Annotated in this window: 17 protein-coding genes and 2 tRNA genes; 2 read left to right on the top strand and 17 right to left on the bottom strand. The window is 62.3% G+C overall.

What is annotated here, in order from left to right; all coding sequences use genetic code 11:
• Nucleotides 1-165 precede the first annotated feature (165 nt).
• The 11 genes from V5F23_RS02795 to rnr all read right to left on the bottom strand — a co-directional run bounded on the left by V5F23_RS02795 (nt 166) and on the right by rnr (nt 15020).
• Nucleotides 166-3459, bottom strand: a complete 3294-nt coding sequence (locus V5F23_RS02795; protein WP_338497499.1) for a transglutaminase family protein — start codon at nt 3457-3459, stop codon at nt 166-168.
• Nucleotides 3460-3626: 167 nt separating this feature from the next.
• Nucleotides 3627-4088, bottom strand: coding sequence for a hypothetical protein (locus tag V5F23_RS02790; protein WP_047736050.1), 462 nt, complete (start codon nt 4086-4088; stop codon nt 3627-3629).
• Entirely contained in the window at nt 4085-5014 is a 930-nt protein-coding gene (locus V5F23_RS02785) for a hypothetical protein (RefSeq protein ID WP_042732909.1), read from the bottom strand. Before V5F23_RS02785 ends, V5F23_RS02790 begins: the two co-directional genes overlap by 4 nt.
• A 202-nt stretch (nt 5015-5216) precedes the next feature.
• Nucleotides 5217-7517, bottom strand: a complete 2301-nt coding sequence (locus V5F23_RS02780) for a YgiQ family radical SAM protein (protein WP_047736052.1) — start codon at nt 7515-7517, stop codon at nt 5217-5219.
• Nucleotides 7518-7749: 232 nt separating this feature from the next.
• Complete coding sequence (gene dnaB / locus V5F23_RS02775; RefSeq protein WP_042729524.1) at nt 7750-9147, bottom strand: replicative DNA helicase; 1398 nt, start codon at nt 9145-9147, stop codon at nt 7750-7752.
• Between the two features lie 133 nt (nt 9148-9280).
• Nucleotides 9281-9727: a 50S ribosomal protein L9 gene (rplI, locus tag V5F23_RS02770; RefSeq protein WP_003186385.1), complete on the bottom strand. Its 447-nt coding sequence runs from the start codon at nt 9725-9727 to the stop codon at nt 9281-9283.
• Between the two features lie 18 nt (nt 9728-9745).
• Nucleotides 9746-10636: a hypothetical protein gene (locus V5F23_RS02765; RefSeq protein ID WP_042729523.1), complete on the bottom strand. Its 891-nt coding sequence runs from the start codon at nt 10634-10636 to the stop codon at nt 9746-9748.
• Nucleotides 10637-10673: 37 nt separating this feature from the next.
• Nucleotides 10674-10904: a 30S ribosomal protein S18 gene (rpsR, locus tag V5F23_RS02760; protein ID WP_002551829.1), complete on the bottom strand. Its 231-nt coding sequence runs from the start codon at nt 10902-10904 to the stop codon at nt 10674-10676.
• 28 nt (nt 10905-10932) lie between these two features.
• Nucleotides 10933-11361: a 30S ribosomal protein S6 gene (gene rpsF / locus V5F23_RS02755; RefSeq protein WP_003186395.1), complete on the bottom strand. Its 429-nt coding sequence runs from the start codon at nt 11359-11361 to the stop codon at nt 10933-10935.
• Nucleotides 11362-11652: 291 nt separating this feature from the next.
• Entirely contained in the window at nt 11653-12414 is a 762-nt protein-coding gene (gene rlmB / locus V5F23_RS02750; RefSeq protein ID WP_042729522.1) for a 23S rRNA (guanosine(2251)-2'-O)-methyltransferase RlmB, read from the bottom strand.
• Nucleotides 12411-15020, bottom strand: a complete 2610-nt coding sequence (gene rnr, locus V5F23_RS02745; RefSeq protein ID WP_042729521.1) for a ribonuclease R — start codon at nt 15018-15020, stop codon at nt 12411-12413. Before rnr ends, rlmB begins: the two co-directional genes overlap by 4 nt.
• A 227-nt stretch (nt 15021-15247) precedes the next feature.
• Between rnr and V5F23_RS02740 the strand changes: the two genes are divergently transcribed.
• Both V5F23_RS02740 and V5F23_RS02735 read left to right on the top strand, forming a co-directional pair.
• Nucleotides 15248-15334 (top strand) — tRNA-Leu (locus V5F23_RS02740).
• 177 nt (nt 15335-15511) lie between these two features.
• A tRNA-Leu gene (locus V5F23_RS02735) sits at nt 15512-15598 on the top strand.
• Nucleotides 15599-15792: 194 nt separating this feature from the next.
• On the opposite strand, the gene V5F23_RS02730 is transcribed toward V5F23_RS02735, so the two are convergent.
• From V5F23_RS02730 to hflX, 6 genes are all read right to left on the bottom strand, one after another.
• Nucleotides 15793-17727, bottom strand: coding sequence for a methyl-accepting chemotaxis protein (locus V5F23_RS02730; RefSeq protein WP_042729520.1), 1935 nt, complete (start codon nt 17725-17727; stop codon nt 15793-15795).
• Nucleotides 17728-17876: 149 nt separating this feature from the next.
• The gene (locus V5F23_RS02725) at nt 17877-19169 is read right to left on the bottom strand and encodes an adenylosuccinate synthase (protein ID WP_042729519.1); all 1293 of its coding nucleotides are present in this window, start codon (nt 19167-19169) and stop codon (nt 17877-17879) included.
• Nucleotides 19170-19223: 54 nt separating this feature from the next.
• Nucleotides 19224-20411: an ATP phosphoribosyltransferase regulatory subunit gene (locus V5F23_RS02720; protein WP_042729518.1), complete on the bottom strand. Its 1188-nt coding sequence runs from the start codon at nt 20409-20411 to the stop codon at nt 19224-19226.
• 401 nt (nt 20412-20812) lie between these two features.
• A complete protein-coding gene (gene hflC / locus V5F23_RS02715) occupies nt 20813-21682 on the bottom strand; it encodes a protease modulator HflC (RefSeq protein ID WP_042729517.1) in 870 nt (289 codons plus the stop codon).
• Nucleotides 21682-22860 (bottom strand): FtsH protease activity modulator HflK, encoded by a 1179-nt coding sequence (hflK, locus tag V5F23_RS02710; protein WP_042729516.1) that lies wholly within the window; start codon nt 22858-22860, stop codon nt 21682-21684. Before hflK ends, hflC begins: the two co-directional genes overlap by 1 nt.
• Nucleotides 22861-22945: 85 nt before the next feature.
• Nucleotides 22946-24247: a ribosome rescue GTPase HflX gene (gene hflX, locus V5F23_RS02705; RefSeq protein ID WP_042729515.1), complete on the bottom strand. Its 1302-nt coding sequence runs from the start codon at nt 24245-24247 to the stop codon at nt 22946-22948.
• Nucleotides 24248-24257 lie beyond the last annotated feature (10 nt).

Below are 24257 nucleotides of genomic sequence, written 5' to 3'. Positions count from 1 at the left end.
GATGTGTGTTGCCTTGGGCCAGGCAACCTATTTCAGCCTTGAACCATCGTGGCGAGGGAGCTTGCTCCCGCTTGACCGGGCTGGCGCACCCGTGCGAAGCGCTCACAAAAAAGGGGCTGCTTCGCAGCCAGCGGGAGCAAGCTCCCTCGCCACAGGAGATGTGCGTTACATTTTCGGGGCCCCATGGAAACGCCGCAGATCAAGCGTGAGCGGAAATTCGTCATCCACGGCCAGGCTCGGTATCGGAATTTTCCCGGGCGTGTGCCCGAGCCGGAAAAAGCGCGCCATCCGCCGGCTCTCAGCTTCGTTGGCATTGACCGGCAGGCTCTCGTAGTTGCGCCCGCCAGGATGCGCCACGTGATACTGGCAGCCGCCCAGGGAACGCTGCGTCCAGGTGTCGAGCACATCGAAGACCAGCGGCGCCTGCACCGGAATGGTCGGTTGCAGGCAGTTGGCCGGTTGCCAGGCGCGAAAACGCACCCCGGCGACGAACTCGCCGACCCGACCGGTGGGGTGCAGCGGCACCGGCACGCCGTTGCAGGTCAACACATAACGTTGCGGTGCCAGGCCATTGAGCTTGACCTGCAAGCGCTCCAGGGAGGAATCCACATAACGCACAGTGCCGCCCGCCGCGCCCTCCTCCCCGAGCACATGCCAGGGTTCGAGGGCCTGGCGCAACTGCAACTCGATGCCATTGACCGCGTAATCGCCAACCTTGGGGAAACGGAACTCCAGGTGAGCGGCGAACCACTCGGCGCGCAACGGGTAGCCGGCAGCGTTCAGCTCATTGATGACGTCGGCAAAATCCTGCTCGATGAAGTGCGGCAACAGGAATCGGTCATGCAGTTCGGTGCCCCAGCGCGCCAGTCTCGTCGGCGCATAGGGCTCGCGCCAGAACCGCGCCACCAATGCCCGCAGCAACAGTTGCTGGACCAGGCTCATGCGGGCGTGAGGCGGCATCTCGAAAGCGCGCAGCTCTAGCAGGCCGAGACGGCCGGTGGCACCGTCCGGGGAATAGAGCTTGTCGATGCAGAATTCGGCGCGGTGGGTATTGCCAGTCACGTCGATCAACAGGTTGCGCAACAACCGGTCAACCAGCCAGGGCGGGCATTCCTCCCCCGGCTGGGGCATCTGCGCAAAAGCGATTTCCAACTCGTACAACGCGTCGTTGCGCGCCTCGTCCACCCGCGGCGCCTGGGACGTCGGGCCGATGAACAATCCGGAAAACAAGTAGGACAACGACGGGTGGTTATGCCAGTAGCTGATCAGGCTGCGCAGCAGATCAGGACGCCGTAGGAAAGGTGAGTCAGCCGGTGTCGCGCCGCCCAGTACGAAATGGTTACCGCCACCAGTGCCGGTGTGCCGGCCGTCGATCATGAATTTCTCGGTGGTCAAGCGGGTCTGCCGCGCTTGCTCATAGAGGAACTCGGTGCGCTCGACCAACTCGTCCCATGAGGCCGAGGGTTGCACGTTGACCTCGATCACGCCCGGGTCGGGAGTGATGCGCAAATTGCCCAGGCGCGGGTCGCTCGGCGGCTCATAGCCTTCCAGCAACACCGGGCAGTGCAGTGCCTGCGCCGTCGCCTCGATGGCGCTGACCAGCTCCAGGTAATCCTCGGCCCGCTCCAGCGGTGGCATGAACAGGTACAGCCGGCCGTCGCGGGCCTCGGCACAGAGGGCGGTACGGGTCAGCCAATCGGCCGAGACATCGACCGGCGGCGCACGATCCGGTTCGACGGCCGCTTCGCCGTGCAGCGCCAACCGTTCAGTGTCGGGCAACTCAGGAAAATCCTGGTTCGGATCGGTGGGGTGGATGAACGGGAACTCAGCCGCCTTGACCCAGGGCTGCGACGCCAACGGCAGGCGATAGCCCAGGGGCGAATCCCCCGGCACCAGCCGGCAGTGCTCATCCCGCAGGTACCAGCGGCCGCTTTGCCATTGATCGCCCTTGGCGGTACGGGCTAACGGCAGGACCTGACCGATCACCTTGTCCAGGCCCTGGCTGAAGACCTTGCGCAGCCGCGCGCGCTCCAAAGGCTCTTCCAGGCGTGGGTCCTGGGCCGTGACATTCGAAGGCAGCGCGCCTTCGCGCCACAGGTAATAGAAATTGTCTTCGTAGGCCGGGAACACGAATCGCGCGGGAATGTTCAGGCGCTCGGCGACGCGGGTCAGGAAGCGCCCCGCCAGCTCGCCGTCAGCCTGGTAGTCCTGCTGCTCGTCGGCGATCAGTGCGCTGTTGTGCCAGATCGGCACACCATCACGGCGCCAATAGCAATTGAGCGACCAGCGCGGCAGTTGTTCGCCGGGGTACCACTTGCCCTGGCCGAAATGCACCAGGCCCTTGGGGGCATAGTGGTCGCGCATCCGAGCGAACAGCTCGGCAGACAGCCTGCGCTTGTCCGGCCCGAGCGCCGCGGTGTTCCACTCGGCGCCATCCGGGTCGTCGATGGACACGAACGTTGGCTCGCCGCCCATGGTCAGGCGCACATCACCCTCCAGCAGATCCACGTCAATCTGCCGGCCCAGGGCCTGGATCGCCAGCCATTGCGCGTCGGTGTACGGCTTGGTCACCCGCGGCGCTTCCCAGACGCGCTCGACCGACATGGTGTGGCTGAACGCGCACTCGCACGGTTCCACCAGGCCACTGATCGGTGCCGCCGAGGACGGATCGGGGCTGCACGCCAGCGGGATATGCCCTTCGCCAGCGAACAACCCCGACGTCGCATCCAGGCCGATCCAGCCCGCGCCCGGCAGGTAGACCTCGCACCAGGCATGCAGGTCGGTGAAGTCCACCTCGGTCCCGGACGGGCCGTCGAGGCTTTTCACATCGGCCGTCAACTGGATCAGGTAACCGGACACGAACCGCGCCGCCAGGCCGAGGTTGCGCAACAGTTGCACCAGCAACCAGGCCGAGTCGCGGCAAGAACCGGAGGCCTGCTCCAGGGTGTGCTCCGGAGTCTGGACGCCGGGCTCCATGCGGATCAGGTAGTTGATGTCTTCGCTCAGGCGCTGGTTGAGCGCCACCAGGAAATCCACCGCCGGCAGCGGCGTGCGGTCGATGCCCTCCAGGTAAGCCTGCAACCGCGGCGTCAGCGGCAGGGTTTCCAGGTACGGGGCCAGCTCCTTGCGCTCATCGGCGGCGTAGCTGAAGGGGATCTTCTCGGCATAAGGCTCGAGGAAAAAGTCGAAGGGGTTGAACACCGCCATTTCCGCCAGCAGGTCGACCTCGATCCGCAGCTCCTCGGTTTTCTCGGGAAACACCAGCCGCGCCAGGTAATTGCCCTGGGGGTCCTGCTGCCAGTTGATGAAGTGCTGGTCGGGCGAGACCTTCAGCGCATAGGAAAGAATCCGCGTACGGCTATGGGGCGCCGGGCGCAGGCGAACGATCTGCGGCCCGAGCTCGACGGCGCGGTCGTAGCGGTAATGCGTGACGTGGTGCAAAGCAACATGGATCGACACGGCGTGTCTCCTGCGAGCCTGGGCGTTATCGAAAGCGGCGCAAGACTTATGCCATGCAGGCAGGCCGGACACTTTCTTCGTCTACTCAAGGCAGTAGAGCACTAAAACCGAACGTTGCCCGCTTTCTCGCGCAAAGGGCCGCACATAAATGTGGCGAGGACGTGGGCTCAGCGGCGGGAGCGCGGGCCCTTGGCGGCCTGGATGATCAACTCGCGCTGGCGGCGAATCTCCACCAGCTTGCGGCGCATTTCCCGGTGGCGCTGGCTGTTGAGCAACAACAACCCCAGTAGAGGCAGTAGCACGGCGAACAGGTAGACGCCTTGGTGCGGCCGGTAGGCAAACATCGGCAGCACGGCGGCCAGGCACGCCAGGAAATACCCCGCGACCCCCCAGACGGCCCAGGCCCGCCCACGTACGATCAGGAGATTGGCCCCCACCAGGACGAGCACCAGGGCCAATGTCCCGAACCCGACATAGTCAGCCCTGGTGGAGGGTTCCAAGGCCCGCCAGTAGGTCGTCCCGGCCAGCGAGAGCAGCATCGACCCGCAAAAGCAGCCCAGCAAAAGGGTGCCCATGAACACCGGGAAGTAGCGGGCCAGGAAGCCCTTCAGCGATCCGCCGCCGATCATTCGGTGAACTCCTCGTACAGGCCGACAGCCACGGTTTTCACATGGCCGTCGCTGGTGTAACTCCCGATGACACCCAAGGCACCCCCCAAGGCGTCCTTGATCTGGGTCAGCGTCGCGTGTCTGATTTCGGCGGACGAATAACGTTTGGGCAGGGCCCCGGCCCGCTGCTGCAACTTGAGCAGCTTGGCGGTCAGGCTCGGGTCCTTGAGCGTCAGCAACTCCTTGGTCAATTTGCTGCGTTCCTGCCGGCTCAACCCCTTGAGCAACTGGTACCAGCTCTTTCCGGTAGCGGCTGCCTTGTTGGCCTTGAGCAGGCGAACCGTGGTCAGGGCCGAGCCACCCACGCCCACCAGGGACACCGCATCCAGGATCGGCGAGACGATGTTGTACCAGTCGGCGTCGTTCATCTCATCATTGCCGGTGGGGTTGTTCAGTTCGTTGGCGACCCGCGCGCCGCCAATCACACATTGAGCGGTACTCGCCGTCGCGGCAGCTACGCCCAGGGCCACCACCCAGGCACTGGCTCCAGCGGTAAAGGGCACGGCGACGCTGCCACTGAACACCACCACCCAACCGATGACGGCGGCGACGCAGGACAAGCCGGCATTGGTCGCCTCCACCCCGAGCTTCGACTCCCGCGGGCTGCTTTTCACCTGGTCGATGAACTGCTGCGGGGCGATGTACTTCTTGGCCTCGCGCAAAATCACGCGCTTGGGCGCGATGCTGCAGATCGGCTTGAACTCGCGCAGGGTCACCACGTTGTACTCAGAGTCGATATACACCACCCCTGCGCCGGCGATATTGGGGTCCGCATCGATGGCCGCGAACAGGCGCGGCAGGTTGATCTGGGCTTCGATGCGTTGGCGGGCCATGTACTGGGAGAACGTGAAGTCCATGCCAATGGCGGGGGTTGAGGGGCTGCTCATGGGAATCGTCCTTGAGGATCGGAGGGGGAGCGCCTTATCGACACAGCCTCTGTGCAAGATCGGCACAGACCTTGTGGCGCGGCGCATCACCCGGCTTCATGGCCCGGAACAGGGGCGGCGGCCACGATAGCAAATGGGCAGCACAGCCGCTAGAAAGCAAAACGCCAGCACTTAGGCTGGCGTTTGCGGTGCAACGTGGCGATCAGCGTGGCACGACCGGCTTGCGTGCCGGCTTCGGCCCCTTGCCCTTGGCCGCGTCCTTGCGCTCCTTGGCGGCCTGCTGGTTGCGGGCGAACGCGGCGGCCTTGGCTTGCTCGCGCTTGTCCCACGAGTTGCCGCCGTCGCTGGCGCGCGGTGGCAGGCCGGTGTGCTGGGTCAGGATCCGGGTGGTGTCCTTGCCCACCTTGTGGCTGCCGGCCGGCGTCGAGTTCTTGCGACGGGCGCTCTGGTAGCTGTCGGTGGCCGGCTGGTGCAGCGGGATCAACTGATGCTTGCCCGGCCCGATCAGGTCCGCCCGACCCATGCGCGTCAGCGCTTCGCGCAGCATCGGCCAGCCCTTGGGGTCGTGGTAGCGCAGGAACGCCTTGTGCAAACGGCGCTGCTCTTCGCTCTTGACGATGGTCACCCCGTCACTCTTGTAGGTGACCTTGCGCAGCGGGTTCTTGCCCGAGTGATACATGGCCGTGGCGGTGGCCATCGGCGACGGGTAGAACGCCTGCACCTGGTCGGCCCGGAAGCCGTTGCCCTTGAGCCAAAGCGCCAAGTTCATCATGTCTTCGTCGGTGGTGCCCGGGTGGGCGGCGATGAAGTACGGAATCAGGTACTGCTCTTTCCCGGCTTCCTTGGTGTACTTCTCGAACATCCGCTTGAACCGGTCATAGGTGCCGATGCCCGGCTTCATCATCTGGTTGAGCGGCCCTTCCTCGGTGTGCTCCGGGGCGATCTTCAGGTAACCGCCGACGTGGTGGGTCACCAGCTCCTTGACGTACTCCGGCGACTCGACCGCCAGGTCGTAGCGCAGGCCGGAAGCGATCAGGATCTTCTTCACCCCAGGCAATGCCCGCGCGCTGCGGTACAGCTGGATCAGCGAGGAATGGTCGGTGTTCAGGTTCGGGCAGATGCCGGGGAACACGCAAGAAGGCTTGCGGCACGCGGATTCGATCTCCGGGCTCTTGCAGGCAATGCGGTACATGTTCGCGGTCGGGCCGCCGAGGTCGGAAATCACCCCGGTAAAGCCCGGGACCTTGTCGCGGATCTCTTCGATCTCGCGAATGATCGACTCTTCGGAACGGTTCTGGATGATCCGGCCTTCGTGCTCGGTGATCGAGCAGAACGTGCAGCCGCCGAAGCAGCCGCGCATGATGTTCACCGAGAACCGGATCATCTCGTAGGCCGGAATCTTTTCCTTGCCGTAGGCCGGGTGCGGGACACGTGCGTAGGGCATGCCGAACACGTAGTCCATTTCCTCGGTGGTCATCGGAATGGGCGGCGGGTTGAACCAGACATCGACGTCGCCGTGCTTCTGCACCAGGGCGCGGGCATTGCCCGGGTTGGTTTCCAGGTGAAGCACGCGGTTGGCGTGGGCATAGAGCACCGCGTCGTTGCGCACCTTCTCCACCGAAGGCAGGCGGATCACGGTCTTGTCGCGGGTCATCTTCGGACTGGCCAGGATCTGTACGACCTTGGCTTCGCTGGGGTCCTCAACCGGACCCTTCTCCTGCTCGATGGCGCAGGCCGCAGTGTCCTGGGTGTTCACGTACGGGTTGATGATCTTGTCGATCTTGCCCGGACGGTCGATGCGCGTGGAATCGACTTCGTACCAGTCCTTGGGCGTGTCACGGCGAATGAACGCAGTGCCGCGCACATCGGTGATGTCTTCGATCTTGTGGCCATAGGACAGGCGCTGGGCGACCTCGACGATGGCCCGCTCGGCGTTGCCGTAGAGCAGGATGTCGGCGCTGGCGTCGATCAGGATCGAGTTGCGCACCCGGTCCTGCCAGTAATCGTAATGAGCAATGCGTCGCAGGGACGCTTCGATGCCGCCGAGCACGATGGGCACATGCTTATAGGCTTCCTTGCAGCGCTGGCTGTAGACCAGGCTCGCACGGTCCGGACGCTTGCCCGCCAGGCCGCCGGGGGTATAGGCGTCATCGGAACGGATCTTCTTGTCGGCGGTGTAGCGGTTGATCATCGAGTCCATGTTGCCGGCCGCGACGCCGAAGAACAGGTTGGGCTCGCCGAGCTTCATAAAGTCGTCTTTGGACTGCCAGTTCGGCTGGGCAATGATCCCCACGCGAAAGCCCTGGGCTTCCAGCAAACGACCAATGATCGCCATGCCGAACGACGGGTGGTCGACGTAGGCATCACCGGTCACGATGATGATGTCGCACGAATCCCAGCCGAGCTGATCCATCTCCTCCCTGCTCATGGGCAGGAATGGCGCCGGGCCGAAACATTCGGCCCAGTACTTGGGATAGTCAAATAACGGCTTGGCTGCTTGCATGTCGATGACCGGTATAAAAGGTGAAAAATCGCGGGGGCGAAATATAGCACAAAAAATGATCAAGTCCGACGGCTATGGTCGGAAATGGTCGGGCTTATCGCAAAACCAATGTTGGAGCGGGCTTGCTCGCGAAAGCGGACGGACGTTCAGCATCAATGTCTCCTGAGCCACCGCTTTCGCGAGCAAGCCCGCTCCCACAAGGAGTATTGCAGCCCTTCAAAAAAAGAAGGTCTTACTCATCATCGTCGAAGTTATAGCTACCCGGCGCCAGGTTCTCGAACCGGGTGTATTTACCGATGAACGCCAGGCGGATGAAGCCGATCGGGCCGTTCCGCTGCTTGCCGATGATGATCTCGGCGATGCCCTTGTGCTCCGTCTCGGGGTGATACACCTCGTCCCGGTACACGAACATGATGACGTCGGCGTCCTGCTCGATCGCTCCGGATTCCCGCAAGTCGGAGTTCACCGGGCGCTTGTTGGGACGCTGTTCCAGGGAGCGGTTCAACTGGGAGAGCGCCACCACCGGGCAGTTGAACTCCTTGGCCAGGGCCTTGAGGGAGCGGGAGATCTCGGAAATCTCGTTGGTCCGGTTGTCGCCGCTGGAGCCGGGAATCTGCATCAATTGCAGGTAGTCGATCATGATCAGCGCAATGTCACCGTGCTCGCGTACCAGGCGACGGGTCCGGGCGCGCATTTCCGACGGGCTGATGCCGGCGGTGTCGTCGATGAACAGCTTGCGGTCATTGAGCAGGTTGACCGCCGACGTCAGGCGCGGCCAGTCGTCATCTTCCAGTTGGCCGGAACGGACCTTGGTCTGGTCGATGCGCCCCAGGGACGACAGCATACGCATGATCAGCGATTCGCCTGGCATCTCGAGGGAATACACCAGCACCGCCTTGTCGCTGCGCAACACGGCGTTTTCCACCAGGTTCATCGCGAAGGTGGTCTTACCCATGGACGGACGGCCGGCGACGATGATCAGGTCGGACGGCTGCAAGCCGCTGGTCTTCTCGTCGAGGTCGGTGTAGCCGGTGGACAGCCCGGTGATGGCGTTGTCGGTGTTGAACAGGGTATCGATCCGGTCGATGGCCTTGGTCAGCAAGTCGTTGACGCTGACCGGACCGCCGGTCTTTGGCCGCGCCTCGGCGATCTGGAAGATCTGCCGTTCGGCTTCATCGAGGATCTCTTCGGCGGTACGCCCTTCCGGGTTGAAGGCGCTGTCGGCGATCTCGTTGCTGATGCCGATCAGTTGGCGCAGGGTCGCGCGCTGGCGGACGATCTGCGCATAGGCCTTGATGTTGGCGACAGACGGCGTGTTTTTCGCCAGTTCGCCGAGGTAACCGAGGCCGCCCACCTGGGACGTCTGCCCTTCCTTGTCCAGTTGTTCGGCCAGGGTCACGACGTCGATCGGCATGTTCTGATCGGCCAGCTTGGCGATCGCCCGGAAAATCAGGCGGTGGTCATGCCGGTAGAAATCGCCGTCGGAGACTTGATCGAGCACGCGTTCCCAGGCGTTGTTGTCCAGCATCAAGCCACCGAGCACGGCCTGTTCGGCCTCGATGGAGTGCGGCGGCACCTTCAGGGCAGCGGTTTGCAGATCGTATTGCTCGGGAGCGGTGATTTCGTTCATGGCCACTTGATTCTTTGGAAACGCAGGGGTGATGAAAATCGGACTTGCAGAAAGACAAAGGGCACGACCTGTAGACAGGATCGTGCCCGATGTTACCGGCTAGTACCCAAGGGTGCCAGCCGAGAGGTACTGCTTAAGCTGCTACCACGACAACGCGTACGGTGGCTTCAACTTCAGCGTGCAGGTGCACGGCGACGTCGAATTCACCCACGTTGCGGATGGTGCCGTTCGGCAGACGAACTTCGCTTTTCGCGACTTCAACGCCGGAGGCGGTCAGTGCGTCAGCGATGTCGTGAGTACCGATCGAACCGAACAGCTTGCCTTCGTCGCCAGCGGTGGCAGTGATGGTCACTTCCAGCTCGGCCAGTTGGGCAGCACGGCTTTCAGCCGATGCCTTACGGTCTGCGGCGGCTTTTTCCAGCTCAGCGCGACGCTCTTCGAACGCAGCCAGGTTGGCAGCGGTCGCAGCGGTGGCTTTGCCGAAAGGCAGCAGGTAGTTACGACCGTAGCCGGCCTTAACGTTTACTTTGTCGCCCAGGTTGCCCAGGTTGGCGATTTTTTCCAGAAGGATCAGTTGCATGTGAAAATCCTCTAACTTTTAACCTTCACCGTTCGCGTTGTCGGCGTCTTTCGACGCCATCCGACCGCGAAAATCAATCAGGCTGTCAACGATGGCCAGGACCACGAGCAACGGACCGAGCAAGTGCATGAAAGGAAACAACGTCACGTACATCCCCACCAGCCAGAAACTGGCCAGTCGTTTCTGCGCCACCAGCCCATGAACCAGAGCCAGACCGGCGAAGATCAGCGGCACACTGCACAACGGCAACAGGATCAGTGCATGCAGCCCGAAGAACGGAGCCACACACATGACGGCCAGCAGTGACAGCGCCACGCTTTTGGGGAATCGGACGGCGCGAAACTCGCGACCGAAACCACCGGGGTTGTACAACGAAGCTTGCCAGTAGCGCCCAAGCATCAGGCACAGCACGCTAAAGATCTGCAACGAAGACGCTATCGAAATGATCATCAGCGGAGCAGTCATGGCGGTGACAAACGCCTTTTGGTCTGCCGAGAATGTCTCGTAGACCCCACCCATCGCCAGCGGCAACACGTCCTTGAACGTCTGCGCCAGCGATTCGATGATGGAACTGAACACAGTCCCCAGGCTCACCGCACACAACAACCCCACGGCCACGCTGCACAGCAGCACGCGGTTCCAGGTATGCCCGGCGCGCAAAATCAACGCCAGGCTGCAAGCCCCGATCAACACCAGGAGCGTTGTCGGGTCCTTCAGGAAATGCCAGCTCACCAACGCCGACAACAACCCGATACCCAGGACGCTCAAGGCGTCCGAACCGCGCCGCAGGAGCACAAGGCATCCGGCGGCGGCACTCAACCAGAACAACAGCGGCAATGCCGCGGATCCGGCCACGACCAGCGTGGCCTGCACACGTCCCCGCATGATGAAGTCAGCTAAGGCGCGCATGCATTCAATCCCTTACTACTCGTCGACGAACCTGGTCTCAGCGGCCGTGGCTGTCGGTGTAGGCCAGCAGGGCCAGGAAGCGGGCGCGCTTGATAGCGGTGGCCAGCTGACGCTGATAACGAGCTTTGGTACCGGTGATACGGCTTGGAACGATTTTGCCGGTCTCGGATACGTAGGCTTTCAGGGTGTTGAGATCTTTGTAGTCGATCTCTTTCACGTCTTCAGCGGTGAAGCGGCAGAATTTACGACGACGGAAGAAACGTGCCATGTGATTGGCTCCTTAAAAGGTCCGTGGATTACTCGTCAGCGTTATCGCTGTTGTCGCTGTCGCTATCGCTGTCATCGCCATCGGCGCTGTCAGAGTGCTCAGGACGGTCGCGACGCTCACGGCGCTCACTGCGGTTTTCTTCAGCCTTGAGCATCTCGGATTGGCCGGTAACGGCTTCTTCGCGACGGATGACCAGGTTACGGATCACTGCATCGTTGTAGCGGAAGTTGTCTTCCAGCTCGGCCAGGGCCTTGCCGGTGCACTCAACGTTCAGCATCACGTAGTGAGCCTTGTGAACATTGTTGATTGCGTAGGCCAGTTGACGACGGCCCCAGTCTTCCAGACGGTGGATTTTGCCGCCGTCTTCTTCGATCAGCTTGGTGTAACGCTCAACCATGCCGCCGACTTGCTCGCTTTGATCCGGGTGGACCAAAAAGATGATTTCGTAATGACGCATGAATGCTCCTTACGGGTTGTAGCCTGCCGCTCAAAAACGGTCAGACAAGGAGTGAATGACACTTATGGACTTGTGGACGCTAGACACATAAGTGCCTGCCATCACAGCAAGGGGCGCAATTGTAGAGAAGGGTCGAGGGCGGCGCAAGGCAATTGGTGATTATTTGAACAACACCGCAAAACCAATGTGGGAGCGGGCTTGCTCGCGAAGCGGTGTCGCTGACACATCACTGTCGACTGTCAGACCGCATTCGCGAGCAAGCCCGCTCCCACATTCAGGCTCGGGTTTGAATCAAGACTTCTTAGCAGCCGCCTTGACGCTACGCTGGCGCAGCGCCTCGAACAGGCAGACCCCGGTGGCGACCGAGACGTTGAGGCTGCTGACGCTACCGGCCATCGGCAATTTCACCAGGTAGTCGCAATGCTCGCGGGTCAGGCGACGCATGCCCTTGCCTTCGGCGCCCATGATGAGGATCGTCGGGCCGGTCAGGTCCTGCTGGTAGAGGTCCTGCTCGGCCTCGCCCGCCGTGCCGACCACCCACAGGCCGCGCTGCTGGAGTTTCTCCAGGGTGCGCGCCAGGTTGGTCACGGCCACCAGAGGAATCACCTCCGCGGCGCCGCAGGCGACTTTTCGGACCGCCGGGGTCAATGTAGCCGACTTGTCCTTGGGCACGATCACCGCCAGCGCGCCGGCGGCATCCGCCGAACGCAGGCAGGCGCCCAGGTTATGCGGGTCGGTCACGCCGTCCAGTACCAGCAACAGTGGCGCGCCTTCGGTGCGATCGAGCAGCTCTTCGAGCATGGCCTCACCCCAGACCTGGCTCGGGCTGACCTCGGCCACGACGCCCTGGTGAACGCCTTCCACCCAGGCGTCCATCTCGCGCCGCTCGGCCTGGCCGACTGCCACGCGGTTTTCGTTGGCCAGCTCGACCAGGGTTTGCACCCGAGGCTCGCTGCGGCTTTCCGCCAGCCAGATCTGCTTGACCCGCTTGGGGTGATGACGCAACAGCGCTTCCACGGCATGCACGCCGTAGATTTTTTCCAACTGACTCATGACTTGGCCTTGGGTTTACGCGCCCCGCCACTCTTGGCCGGGGCCGAGCCCGCTTTTGGCGGGCCTTTACGGTGTTTGCTCGGTTTGCTGGCGGCCTTGTCCGGTGCCGAACGCCCAGCCTTACCCGACGCTCCTTTGCCACCGTTCTTGGCTTCAGCCAGCAACGCCTGCTTCATTTCACGGCTTTTGCGCACTTCGGCGTTTTTCGCCGCCGCATCGCTCGGACGATAGGCCTCGCTGGCTTTTTCCTTGGCCGACCCGCGCCCGGAGCGGGACGATGCCGGCTCGGCGGCCTTGGCAGCAGGCGCGGAGGTTTCGGCACCGCGTTTCTTGCGGCCAATCGGCGCGCTGATGGTCTTTTCCGCCATCTCGAAGTCGATCTTGCGCTCGTCGAGGTCGACGCGCATGACCCGCACTTCAACGGTATCACCCAGGCGGAAGCTGCGACCGGTGCGCTCGCCCGCCAGGCGGTGATGCACGGGGTCGAAGTGATAGTAGTCCGCCGGCAGCGCAGTGACGTGCACCAGGCCCTCGACGTAGATATCGGTCAGCTCGACGAACAGGCCGAAACCGGTCACGGCCGTGATCACGCCCGGGAACGACTCACCGACGCGATCCTTCATGTATTCGCACTTGAGCCAGTTCACCACGTCACGGGTCGCTTCGTCGGCACGACGCTCGCTCATCGAGCATTGTTCGCCGAGCTGCTCGAGGGCGGCTTCGTCGTACGGGTAGATGCGCGCCTTCGGAATCGTCATCGCACCGGCACGCTTGACGTGCGGAGTGTTCATCTTCGAATGGATCACGCTGCGAATGGCCCGGTGCGTGAGCAGGTCGGGGTAACGGCGGATCGGCGACGTGAAGTGGGTGTAGGCTTCGTAATTCAGGCCGAAGTGGCCTTGGTTATCGGCGCTGTACACCGCCTGGCTCAACGAACGCAGCATCACGGTCTGGATCAGATGGAAATCCGGGCGATCCTTGATGCTGGCCAGCAGGGCCTGGTAATCCTTGGGTGTCGGACCTTCCTTGCCTTTGTGCAAGGAAAGGCCGAGCTCGCCGAGGAACGCCCGCAGTTTTTCCAGACGCTCCGGCGGCGGGCCGTCGTGGACCCGGTACAACGCGGGAATCTCGTGCTTCTTCAGGAATTCGGCGGTGGCGACGTTGGCCGCCAGCATGCATTCCTCGATCAGCTTGTGCGCATCGTTGCGAACAGTCGGGCGGATTTCGGCGATCTTGCGCTCGGAACCGAAGATGATCCGGGTTTCCTGGGTTTCAAAATCGATTGCACCGCGCACATGGCGCGCCGCCAGCAGCACCTTGTACAGCGCATAAAGCTGCTTGAGATCGGGCAACACTTCGCTGTACTCACCGCGCAACTTGCGCGACTCGGCCAGTTTCGGCGTCTCCAGCATCGCGCTGACCTTGTTGTAGGTCAGCCGCGCGTGGGAATGGATGACCGCTTCGTAGAAGCAGTAGTCGGTCATTTCGCCGGACTTGGAGATGGTCATCTCGCAAACCATGGCCAGGCGATCGACGTGCGGGTTGAGCGAGCACAGACCGTTGGACAGTTGCTCAGGCAGCATCGGCACCACGCGCTCGGGGAAGTACACCGAGTTGCCGCGCACCTGCGCTTCGGCGTCCAGCGCCGAACCGAGCTTCACGTAGCTGGAAACGTCGGCGATGGCCACGTACAGCTTCCAACCGCCGGAGAATAGGCGCAGCTTGCCGGGCCGGGCTTCGCAGTAGACCGCGTCGTCGAAGTCCCGGGCATCCTCACCGTCGATGGTGACAAACGGTAGGTGACGCAGGTCGATGCGTTTTTCCTTGTCCTTCTCTTCGACTTCCGGCTTGAGCTTGGAGGCTTCCTTCATGACCGCATCGGGCCAGACGTGTGGGATGTCGTAGGTGCGCAGGGCGACGTCGATCTCCATGCCCGGGGCCATGTAGTTGCCGACCACTTCCACCACGTCCCCTTGGGGCTGGAAGCGCGGGGTAGGCCAGTGGGTGATCTTCACTTCGACGAACTGACCGACCTTGGCATCGGCATTGCGGCCCGGGGTAACCAGCACTTCCTGCTGAATCTTCGGGTTGTCGGCGACGACGAAACCGATGCCGCCTTCTTCGAAATAACGACCGACGATGCTTTCGTGGGCGCGGGACACCACTTCGACGATCACGCCTTCACGACGACCGCGGCGGTCCAGGCCGGAGACGCGAGCCAGGGCCCGGTCACCGTCGAACACCAGGCGCATCTGCGCCGGGCTCATGAACAGGTCGTCGCTGCCGTCGTCCGGGATCAGGAACCCAAAGCCGTCGCGATGGCCGGCGATGCGGCCCAGAATCAGGTCGAGCTTGTCCACCGGCGCATAAGTGCCGCGGCGGGTGTAGATCAACTGGGCGTCGCGCTCCATGGCGCGCAAGCGGCGGCGCAGGGCTTCGAGCTGGTCCTCGGTGGTCAGCCCGAATTCTTCGACCAATTGCTCGCGGCTGGCGGGCGAACCCCGATCGGCGAGATGCGCCAGGATCAGTTCGCGGCTAGGAATAGGGTTTTCATATTTTTCCGCTTCACGAGCGGCCTCGGGATCGAGGGACTGCCAATCGGCCATTAGAGAATTTTCACCTTGTCTATATGCGGGTTAGTTTGGCATAGGCTTAATGAAACGGGAAATTTCAGGCACCTGAATCCTGTTTCCGACGCCGTTCGACCCTGCGCTGCAGCTTAGGATCGTGCCATTCGTGAAATTTCCAGGTTTTTTTACCAAGGGGGGTTTACAGTTAAAAACACGCTCCGTATAGTGCGCGCCATCGACGACGCACACACGTTGCCGATATTGCCCAGATGGTGAAATTGGTAGACACGCCAGCTTCAGGTGCTGGTGACCGCAAGGTCGTGGAAGTTCGAGTCTTCTTCTGGGCACCAATTTCAAGCTGCAGACCAACAGCCTGCAAGCTTCACTAAAACCCGCGAAAGCGGGTTTTTGCATTTCTGCCCTCCTGAAATTCGCCCTGGCAATTACTAAAACAAAAACAGGGGTTTACAGATCAAAACGCGCTCCGTATAGTGCGCCACATCAACAGCGGCAACGCTGAAGATGCTGCCCAGATGGTGAAATTGGTAGACACGCCAGCTTCAGGTGCTGGTGACCGCAAGGTCGTGGAAGTTCGAGTCTTCTTCTGGGCACCAATTCAAGTTTCAAGGTCATGGCCTTGAACCTCACAGAAACCCGCGAAAGCGGGTTTTTGCGTTTCTGGGCCCTGGAAATATCCGAGTCACTGAAATCGCTATCGCGAGCAAGCTCGCTCCCACAGTGGATCTCTGTTCACTGCGATCCTTGTGGGAGCGAGCTTGCTCGCGATGAGGCCAGCCCAGCCGCGAGATCAGGCCCGGAACTGCCCCAGGCTTGCCTTCAACTGCGCAGCCAGGCTGTCGAGCACCTTGCCGCTGGCGGTGGTCTCCACCACGGCCTGGGCCGCCTTCTCGGCCTGGACATGGATGGTTTCCACGCGCCCGCGCACCGCTTGCGCGCCCTGGGCCTGATGAGCTGCGGCCTGAGTCGCCAGGCCAATGGCCGCATGCACCTGCTCCACAGAGGTTTGCACCGTCTGCTGCAAGCGCGCACTGTCACGCAACACCAACAACCCCTCGCTGGCCTGACGTCCCGCCAGACCAATCGCCGCCACGGCCTCACGAGCACCCTGCTGCAACGCCACGATGTGCGCCTGAATATCACCCGTCGAGCTCTGGGTCTTGCTCGCCAGCGCCCGCACTTCATCCGCCACCACCGCAAACCCGCGCCCGGTCTCGCCGGCCCGGGCCGCTTCGATCGCCGCGTTCAAGGCCAGCAGGTTGGTCTGCTCGGCAATGCCATGGATCACCGTCAGCACCACCTCGATCTGCTCGCTCTGCTGCGCCAGCCGCTCGATCACCTTCGCCCCGGTGTCCACTTGCCCGGCCAGCGCCTCGATCAAACCGCTGACCTTCGCCGAGGTGCGCGTGTTTTCGTCCGTGGCCTGGCGAATCTCCACCACCTGCTGCAAGGCCGCCTGCATCGCCTGGCTTTCCGATTGAGCTTCGTCGGCCATTTGCGACAGCGCCCGCAAGCTCTCGGCCACCTCATCACGCTGCATCCCGGCTGCCGCATCGGCGCCGGAGTTGCGCAAGGTCATCGCACCGATTTCCACGCCGGTACGCTGGGCCACGTCGCCGGCCTCGCGCACGATGGGTTGCAACTTATCCACAAAGCGATTGACCGCCGAGGCCATGTCGCCGATCTCATCCTTGCTGTTGATTTGCACACGCTTGGTCAGGTCGCCCTCGCCCGCCGCCAGGTCATTCATCGCCGCGATCAGCAGCTTGAGGCGATTGACCACCCGACGCCCCAGCACCACGGCCAGCAGCAACAGGACACCAGCGCCCACCAACGCCAGGCCGAGACCGATGCGCCAGCGCAAGGTGCTTGCCGCTTCCTGCACCGTACTGGAAGTGTTGGTCTGCATTTGCGTGGCCGTGGCCTGGGCCGATTGCAACCGACCGCGCATGGCGGTGGCACTGTCGGCCGCCGCGCCCTTCAGGCTATCGCCCACCAACTGGTCACTGCTGGCGATCAACGCCGAAAAGCGCTGGTCCAGCGCCTTCAGGTCGGTTTCGACGGACGCGGTGGAAACCCCCATCAATACCTTGCCGATCTCCACGCCATTGGGGTTGATAGACGCTTCGAGGTAATACACCGAAGGATCGCTCTTCGCCGCATCCAACACCTTGTCCAGCGCCCGCTCGCCCTTGCCCTTCTCCAGCAACGCCTTGTTGATCGGGTTTTCCCGGTTCAAGTAGCGAGTCAGGTGTTCACCGGCAGCGTCGTCGTAAATGACGAACAAAACATTGGGGTTGCGCTGGGCCCGGCGAGCGAATTCGGAAAGGGTCGGCACATCGCTGTCCCACATGGCGCGGGGCGCGACAGAAGCCAGGAGTTGCGCCATATCATTGGCGGAATCGCGCAAGTCTTTCTCCAACGTCCCACGCAGTTGCGCCTGCTCGTCCTTCAGACGCGCGGACAGCCCGGCATTCAACCGTTGGCGAGTGTTGGCGGACAGGCTGTCCAGGCTCGACGTGACCTCACGCCCGGCCTGCTCCAGTTCTGCCGAAAGTTTCTGGCTGTCTACGCCCAACCGTGCGCCGAGATCGGCTTCCAGCGCCGTGACAGTGCTCCGGGTCAGCGCGACGGCCACCAGTACCTGCACCAAAAGGGCGATACCGAGGGTAACGAACACGGGCCGCAGTAAACGGCTTTGTAACAGTGAGAGAACGGCCGACACGTGAAATCCCTCTACCAAACGCCATTAATTTGATGGCACTCATCAAGAGCTGCCTGTAATGGAGTTGCATAGCAAGTGTCATGCCGCCCGGCAGCAGAAACGACAAAGGACCCAAATGAGGGTCCTTTGCTTTTTACATCAACGAGTTATCAGCCGAAAGGATGACGCAGAACGATGGTTTCGTTACGGTCAGGCCCCGTCGAAATAATGTCGATCGGCGCACCGACCAGCTCTTCGACACGCTTGATGTAATTACGGGCCGCCGCTGGCAGCTCTTCCAGGGTCTTGGCGCCTACGGTCGATTCAGCCCAACCCGGCATCTGCTCGTACACTGGCTCCAGGCCGATGTAGCTGTCGGCGTCGGTCGGGGCGTCGATGACAGCGCCGTCCTGGTTCTTGTAGCCCACGCAGATATTGATGGTTTCCAGGCCGTCCAGCACGTCCAGCTTGGTCAGGCACAGGCCCGAGATGCTGTTGACGTCGATGGCGCGACGCAGGATGACCGCATCGAACCAGCCACAACGACGGGCACGACCGGTGGTCGCACCGAATTCATGGCCACGCTTGGCCAGGAAGGCACCGACATCGTCGAACAGTTCGGTCGGGAACGGACCCGAACCGACGCGCGTGGTGTAAGCCTTGGTGATGCCCAGGATGTAGTCCACGTACATCGGACCGAAACCCGAACCAGTGGCGATACCGCCGGCGGTGGTGTTGGAGCTGGTGACGTACGGATAGGTGCCGTGGTCGATGTCCAGCAGCGAACCCTGGGCGCCTTCGAACATGATGTCCTTGCCGGCGCGACGCAGCTCGTGCAGTTCGGCCGTGACGTCGAGCATCATCGGCTTGAGCAGCTCGGCGTACTCCATGCACTCATCCAGGGTCTTCTGGAAGTCGATGGCCGGCTCTTTGTAGTAATTGACCAGGACAAAGTTGTGGTAGTCCAGCAACTCACCCAGCTTGGCGGCGAAACGCTCACGATGGAACAGGTCACCGATACGCAGGCCGCGACGCGCGACCTTGTCTTCGTAGGCCGGGCCGATACCGCGACCGGTGGTGCCGATCTTCAGCTCGCCACGAGCCTTTTCACGGGCCTGGTCCAGTGCAACGTGGTAGGACAGGATCAGCGGGCAGGACGGGCTGATACGCAGGCGCTCACGCACCGGTACGCCTTTCTCTTCCAGCTTGATGATTTCCCGCAGCAGGGCGTCGGGCGCAACCACCACACCGTTGCCGATCAGGCACTGGACGCCTTCGCGCAGCACGCCCGAGGGAATCAGGTGCAGGACGGTCTTCTCACCGTCGATCACCAAGGTGTGACCTGCGTTGTGGCCACCCTGGTAGCGCACTACGGCGGCAGCATGTTCGGTCAGCAGATCAACGATCTTGCCTTTGCCCTCATCACCCCACTGGGTGCCCAGGACTACGACATTCTTACCCATAACACTTGTCCTCATTCGCGCAAACTTGGTGCCGGCCGCGGCCGGCGAGAAAACTCAAGAAGCCAGCGGCAATACTTGCCAAAGCCCATTCTGCTGAATCAATTGCCGGTCGCAGTCCGCTTCACGGGCGGCGGCCACAGGTTGCCCAGGCAAGGCCTGGACGACACGCTGACCCTCGCTGCGCAACTGGCAGACGGCCTGCCAGAGTGCCGCATCCGTACTGTCAGGCATCCAGATACCGCCAGACGGTAGCTCGATCTCAGCACGCCCCAGGGTCACCAGGGTTTTCAAATCGGTAGAGAAGCCGGTCGCCGGACGGGCGCGACCGAAGTCGGCACCGATGTCGTCATAGCGCCCGCCCTGGGCGATGGACTGGCCAACACCCGGCACGAATACGGCAAACACGACACCGGTGTGGTAGTGATAACCGCGCAGCTCACCCAGGTCGAAATACAGCGGCAGGTCAGGGAAACGCACCGACAGACGCTCGGCAATCGCCAGCAGGTCGTCGAGCGCCGCCAACACCGGCGCCGGCGCGTGGGCCAGGCGCTCGCGAGCCGCGGCCAGCACCTCACGACCACCGCACAAGTCCACCAGCGCCCGCAGCATGCCTGACAGATCGGCCGGCAGGCCTTCGGTCAGGCTGATGACTTCGTCGATGGCCTTGCGTTGCAGCGCATCGAACAACTGCTGCTCCACTTCGCCAGACAGGCCGGCCGCACGGGCCAGGCCGCGATAAATACCGACATGCCCCAAGTCCATGTGGACATCCGGCACGTCGGCCAGTTGCAACATGGCCAACATCAGGCTGATGACTTCCACGTCGCTGCTCGGGCTGGCATCGCCATACAACTCGGCACCCAACTGGATCGGGCTGCGCGAGGATGACAAGGCACGTGGCTGGGCGTGCAGCACGCTGCCGGCATAGCACAGGCGGCTGGGGCCTTCGCGGCGCAGGGTGTGGGCATCGATACGCGCCACTTGCGGCGTGATGTCGGCCCGAAAACCCATCTGACGGCCCGATTGAGGGTCGATAACCTTGAAGGTGCGCAGATCCAGGTCCTGGCCCGCGCCGGTCAGCAGGGATTCCAGGTACTCGATATGCGGGGTGACGACAAACTCGTAACCCCAGCTCTGGAACAGATCCAACACCTGCCGACGCGCTACTTCGATACGCGCAGCTTCCGGTGGCAGTACTTCTTCGATGCCATCTGGCAGCAGCCAGCGGTCTACCGTTGCCATTACGCCATTCCCCTATGGTCCGGGCGGCCAGCCTTCGGGCAAGCCTTGAGTGAAGCAGAAAATGCCCCGCCCGCGCGCAAAACACGCGCAAGGGCGACGTGACGAATGGCGCCGTGCCGCTCAGTCAAGGTCAATTGAATCCTGTGGCGAGGGAGCTTGCTCCCTTGCCACAGAACTTTAATCGACGCCTGGAATGAACGGCATTGCAGCCTCGTCCGGCACTTTCCTCGAAAAACCTGTCGAGTCGTTCAACCCGACGCCTGCACTTCAAACCGCAATCGAACGTGCAGACGCAAAAAAGCCGGGAATTTCCCGGCTGCCGCATCATACACACGTTTTCCCAAAGGATCACCCCGCCCGACGCTTTAGCCGCCGGGCGGAGCCCCCAGGTCAACGTCGAATCAAGGCTTGGCCTTCTCCAGGTAGTGGAAGAAGTCGCTGCTTGGGTCCAGGACCATGACGTCGGATTTGTTCGCAAAGCTTTCACGGTAGGCACGCAGGCTACGGTAGAACCCGTAGAACTCCTGGTCCTGGCCGTAGGCCTTGGCGTAGATCGCAGCCGCCTGGGCGTCGCCATCACCGCGAACCTCTTCCGATTCACGATAGGCTTCGGCCAGCAACACGCGACGCTGACGATCGGCGTCGGCACGAATGCCTTCCGCCAGCTCGTTACCCTTGGCACGGTGCTCACGCGCCTCACGCTCACGCTCGGTGCTCATCCGCTCGAACACGCTGCGGTTGACTTCCTTCGGCAGGTCGATGGCCTTGACCCGGACATCGATCACCTCGATACCCAGCTCCTTTTCCGCCATCGAGTTCAGCGAACGGGTGATGTCGGCCATGAGCGCATCACGCTCACCGGACACCACTTCATGCAGCGTGCGCTTGCCGAACTGGTCACGCAGGCCCGATTCCAAACGACGGGACAGACGTTCGTCGGCGATCTGCTTGAGGCCGGAGGTCGCGGTGTAGAAACGCTCGGCGTCCTTCACGCGCCACTTGGCGTAGGCATCCACCATCACGGCTTTCTTTTCCAGCGTCAGGAAGCGTTGCGTCGGCGCATCCAGCGTCATCAGGCGGGCGTCGAACTTGCGCACCTTGTTGACGTACGGCACTTTCACATGCAGCCCCGGCTGGACATCAGCCTGGACCACGCGACCGAATTGCAGCAACACCGCACGCTCGGTCTGAGCCACGATGTAGAAGCAGTTCCAGGCAGCGATCGCCACGACGACACCGACAATAAGGGCGATCAGCGATTTATTGCTCATCAGCGACTCTCCCTGGTACGTGCTTGCTGTTGCTGCAGGTCCGCCGCCGCGCGGGCATTGGCTTCATTGCTGGCGGCCGACGTGCTGCCGACAGGTGGCGCGGTGACGCTGCTGCGTCCCCCTTCGACCATCTTGTCCAGCGGCAGGTACAGCAGGTTGCTCTGGCCATTCTTGTTGCCGGTCACGAGGACCTTGCTGGTGTTGCTGAAGACTTCCTGCATGGTGTCCAGGTACAGGCGCTGACGGGTCACCTCAGGGGCCTTGCGATACTCGGCCACCAGCTTGGTGAAACGATCGGCCTCACCCTTGGCGCGGGAAACCACTTCATCGCGGTAACCGTTGGCATCTTCGATGATGCGCTGGGCCTGGCCACGTGCTTCCGGCACGACGCCGTTGGCATAGGTTTCGGCCTGGTTGCGCGAACGCTGCTCGTCTTCACGGGCACGGATCACGTCATCGAAGGCTTCCTGGACTTCACGCGGCGCCGCGGCGCTCTGCACGTTGACCTGGGTCACCGTGATACCGGTGCGATAGGTATCGAGGAACCGTTGCAGGCGCTCCTTGATCTCGCTGGCCATCAGCTCGCGGCCTTCGGTCAGGACCTGGTCCATGGCGGTGGAACCCACCACATGGCGCAGGGCACTTTCGGTCGCGTGCTGCAGGCTGACTTCCGGCTGGTCGACATTCAGTACGAAGTCTTGCAGGTTGGTGATCTTGTACTGCACGGTCAGCGGCACTTCGACGATGTTCTCGTCTTCGGTGAGCATCTGGCCCTGCTTGCTGTACGCACGTTCACGCGTGACGTTTTCCAGGTACTTCTGGTCGATCGGCGGGAAATAGATGTTCAGGCCCGGGCCGACGGTCTCGTAGTACTTGCCGAAGCGCAGCACCACGGCCTGCTCCTGCTCGTCCACGACATAGACCGCACTGTAAAGCCAGACAGCCGCCAACACGACGAGACCGATGCCGAGCAGGCCGAAACCGCCGCTCTTGCCCGGACGGCCGCCGCCATCATCACCACGTTTTTTACCGCCACCGAACAAACCGTTCAGGCTTTCCTGCAGCTTTCGGAAGGCCTCGTCGAGATCCGGCGGCCCCTTGCGGTCGCCGTTGTTACGACGCTTGCCACCCCAAGGATCCTGATTGTTCGAGTTGCCACCCGGCTCATTCCAAGCCATAGCGCTCTCCATCTGATAAAGCAAAGACGCACCCACGGCGCGCCGACCAATGCTACAGAATGCCTGACACCGCTTTCTCAGGCTTTTATTGCAAAGTGTGTTGCTCGATGAATTCCATCGGTTGCAGTCCTTCGCGACTGACCAGACGGTTCAGCTCCGATCGAGGCAGGCGCACCGCCAGCAGGCAGGTGCCTTCGTCGTCGTGTTCTTCTTTCTGCACCGCGCCCAGCTCGAAGAACTGGGCACGCAGCCGGGCGAAACGTTGCGGCAACTTCAGGGTCCCCACGAACAGATCGTCGCCGAGCAGCTCGGCCACGGCCTGCTTGAGCAGGTCCAGGCCGCTGCCGTCGCGGGCCGACAACCAGACCCGTTGCGGCTTGCCGTCGGCATCGCGCTGGATCTGCGGCTCCACGCCCTCGAGCAAATCGAGTTTGTTGTATACCTCGAGGATCGGCAAGTCCTGGGCCCCGATCTCGCCCAGCACCACCATCACCTGCTCGATCTGCAGCATCCGGTCCGGCTCGGCGGCATCGATCACGTGCAGCAGCAGGTCGGAGTTGCTCGACTCTTCGAGCGTAGCCCGGAAAGCCTCGACCAGTTTGTGCGGCAAGTGACGGATGAAGCCCACGGTGTCGGCCAGCACGATCGGCCCGAGGTCGTCCAGGTCGAGCCGGCGCAGGGTCGGGTCGAGCGTGGCGAACAACTGGTCGGCGGCATAGACGTCGGATTGGGTGACGTTGTTGAACAGGGTCGATTTGCCGGCGTTGGTATAACCCACCAGTGAAACCGTCGGGATCTCCGCGCGCTTGCGGCCGCGTCGCGATTGTTCGCGTTGGCTGCGGACCTTTTCCAGGCGCCCCTTGATCTGGCGCAGGCGAACCCGCAACAGGCGCCGGTCGGTTTCCAACTGGGTTTCACCCGGGCCGCGCAGGCCGATACCGCCCTTTTGCCGCTCAAGGTGAGTCCAGCCGCGAACCAGCCGCGTACTCATGTGCTCAAGCTGGGCCAGTTCGACCTGGAGCTTGCCCTCATGGGTGCGGGCGCGTTGGGCGAAGATATCGAGAATCAGACCGGTACGGTCGATCACGCGACACTCGAAGACACGTTCGAGGTTGCGTTCCTGGCTAGGCGTGAGGATGTGATTGAAAATCACCAAATCGACGTGCTCGGCCTTGATCAGGTCGCGCAACTCCTCGACCTTGCCACTGCCGATCAGGAACTTGGCGGTTGGCCGATGACGCGGCACGTTGAAGAACGCGACGGTCTCGGCGCCGGCCGAAAGTGCCAATTCCTGAAACTCCTGCGGATCTTCGCGCGCCTCAGGGTCCTGTCCATCCAGGTGAACGAGAATGGTCCGTTCACCACCACCGTGGCGCTCAAAGAACAAAGGAGGCTCC

Origin of the sequence: Pseudomonas sp. WP18, assembly GCF_036689585.1 — a bacterium.
GTDB lineage: Bacteria > Pseudomonadota > Gammaproteobacteria > Pseudomonadales > Pseudomonadaceae > Aquipseudomonas > Aquipseudomonas chlororaphis_E.
The sequence above is the reverse complement of the archived record's forward strand: the minus strand, read 5'-3'. Positions and strand labels throughout refer to the sequence as shown.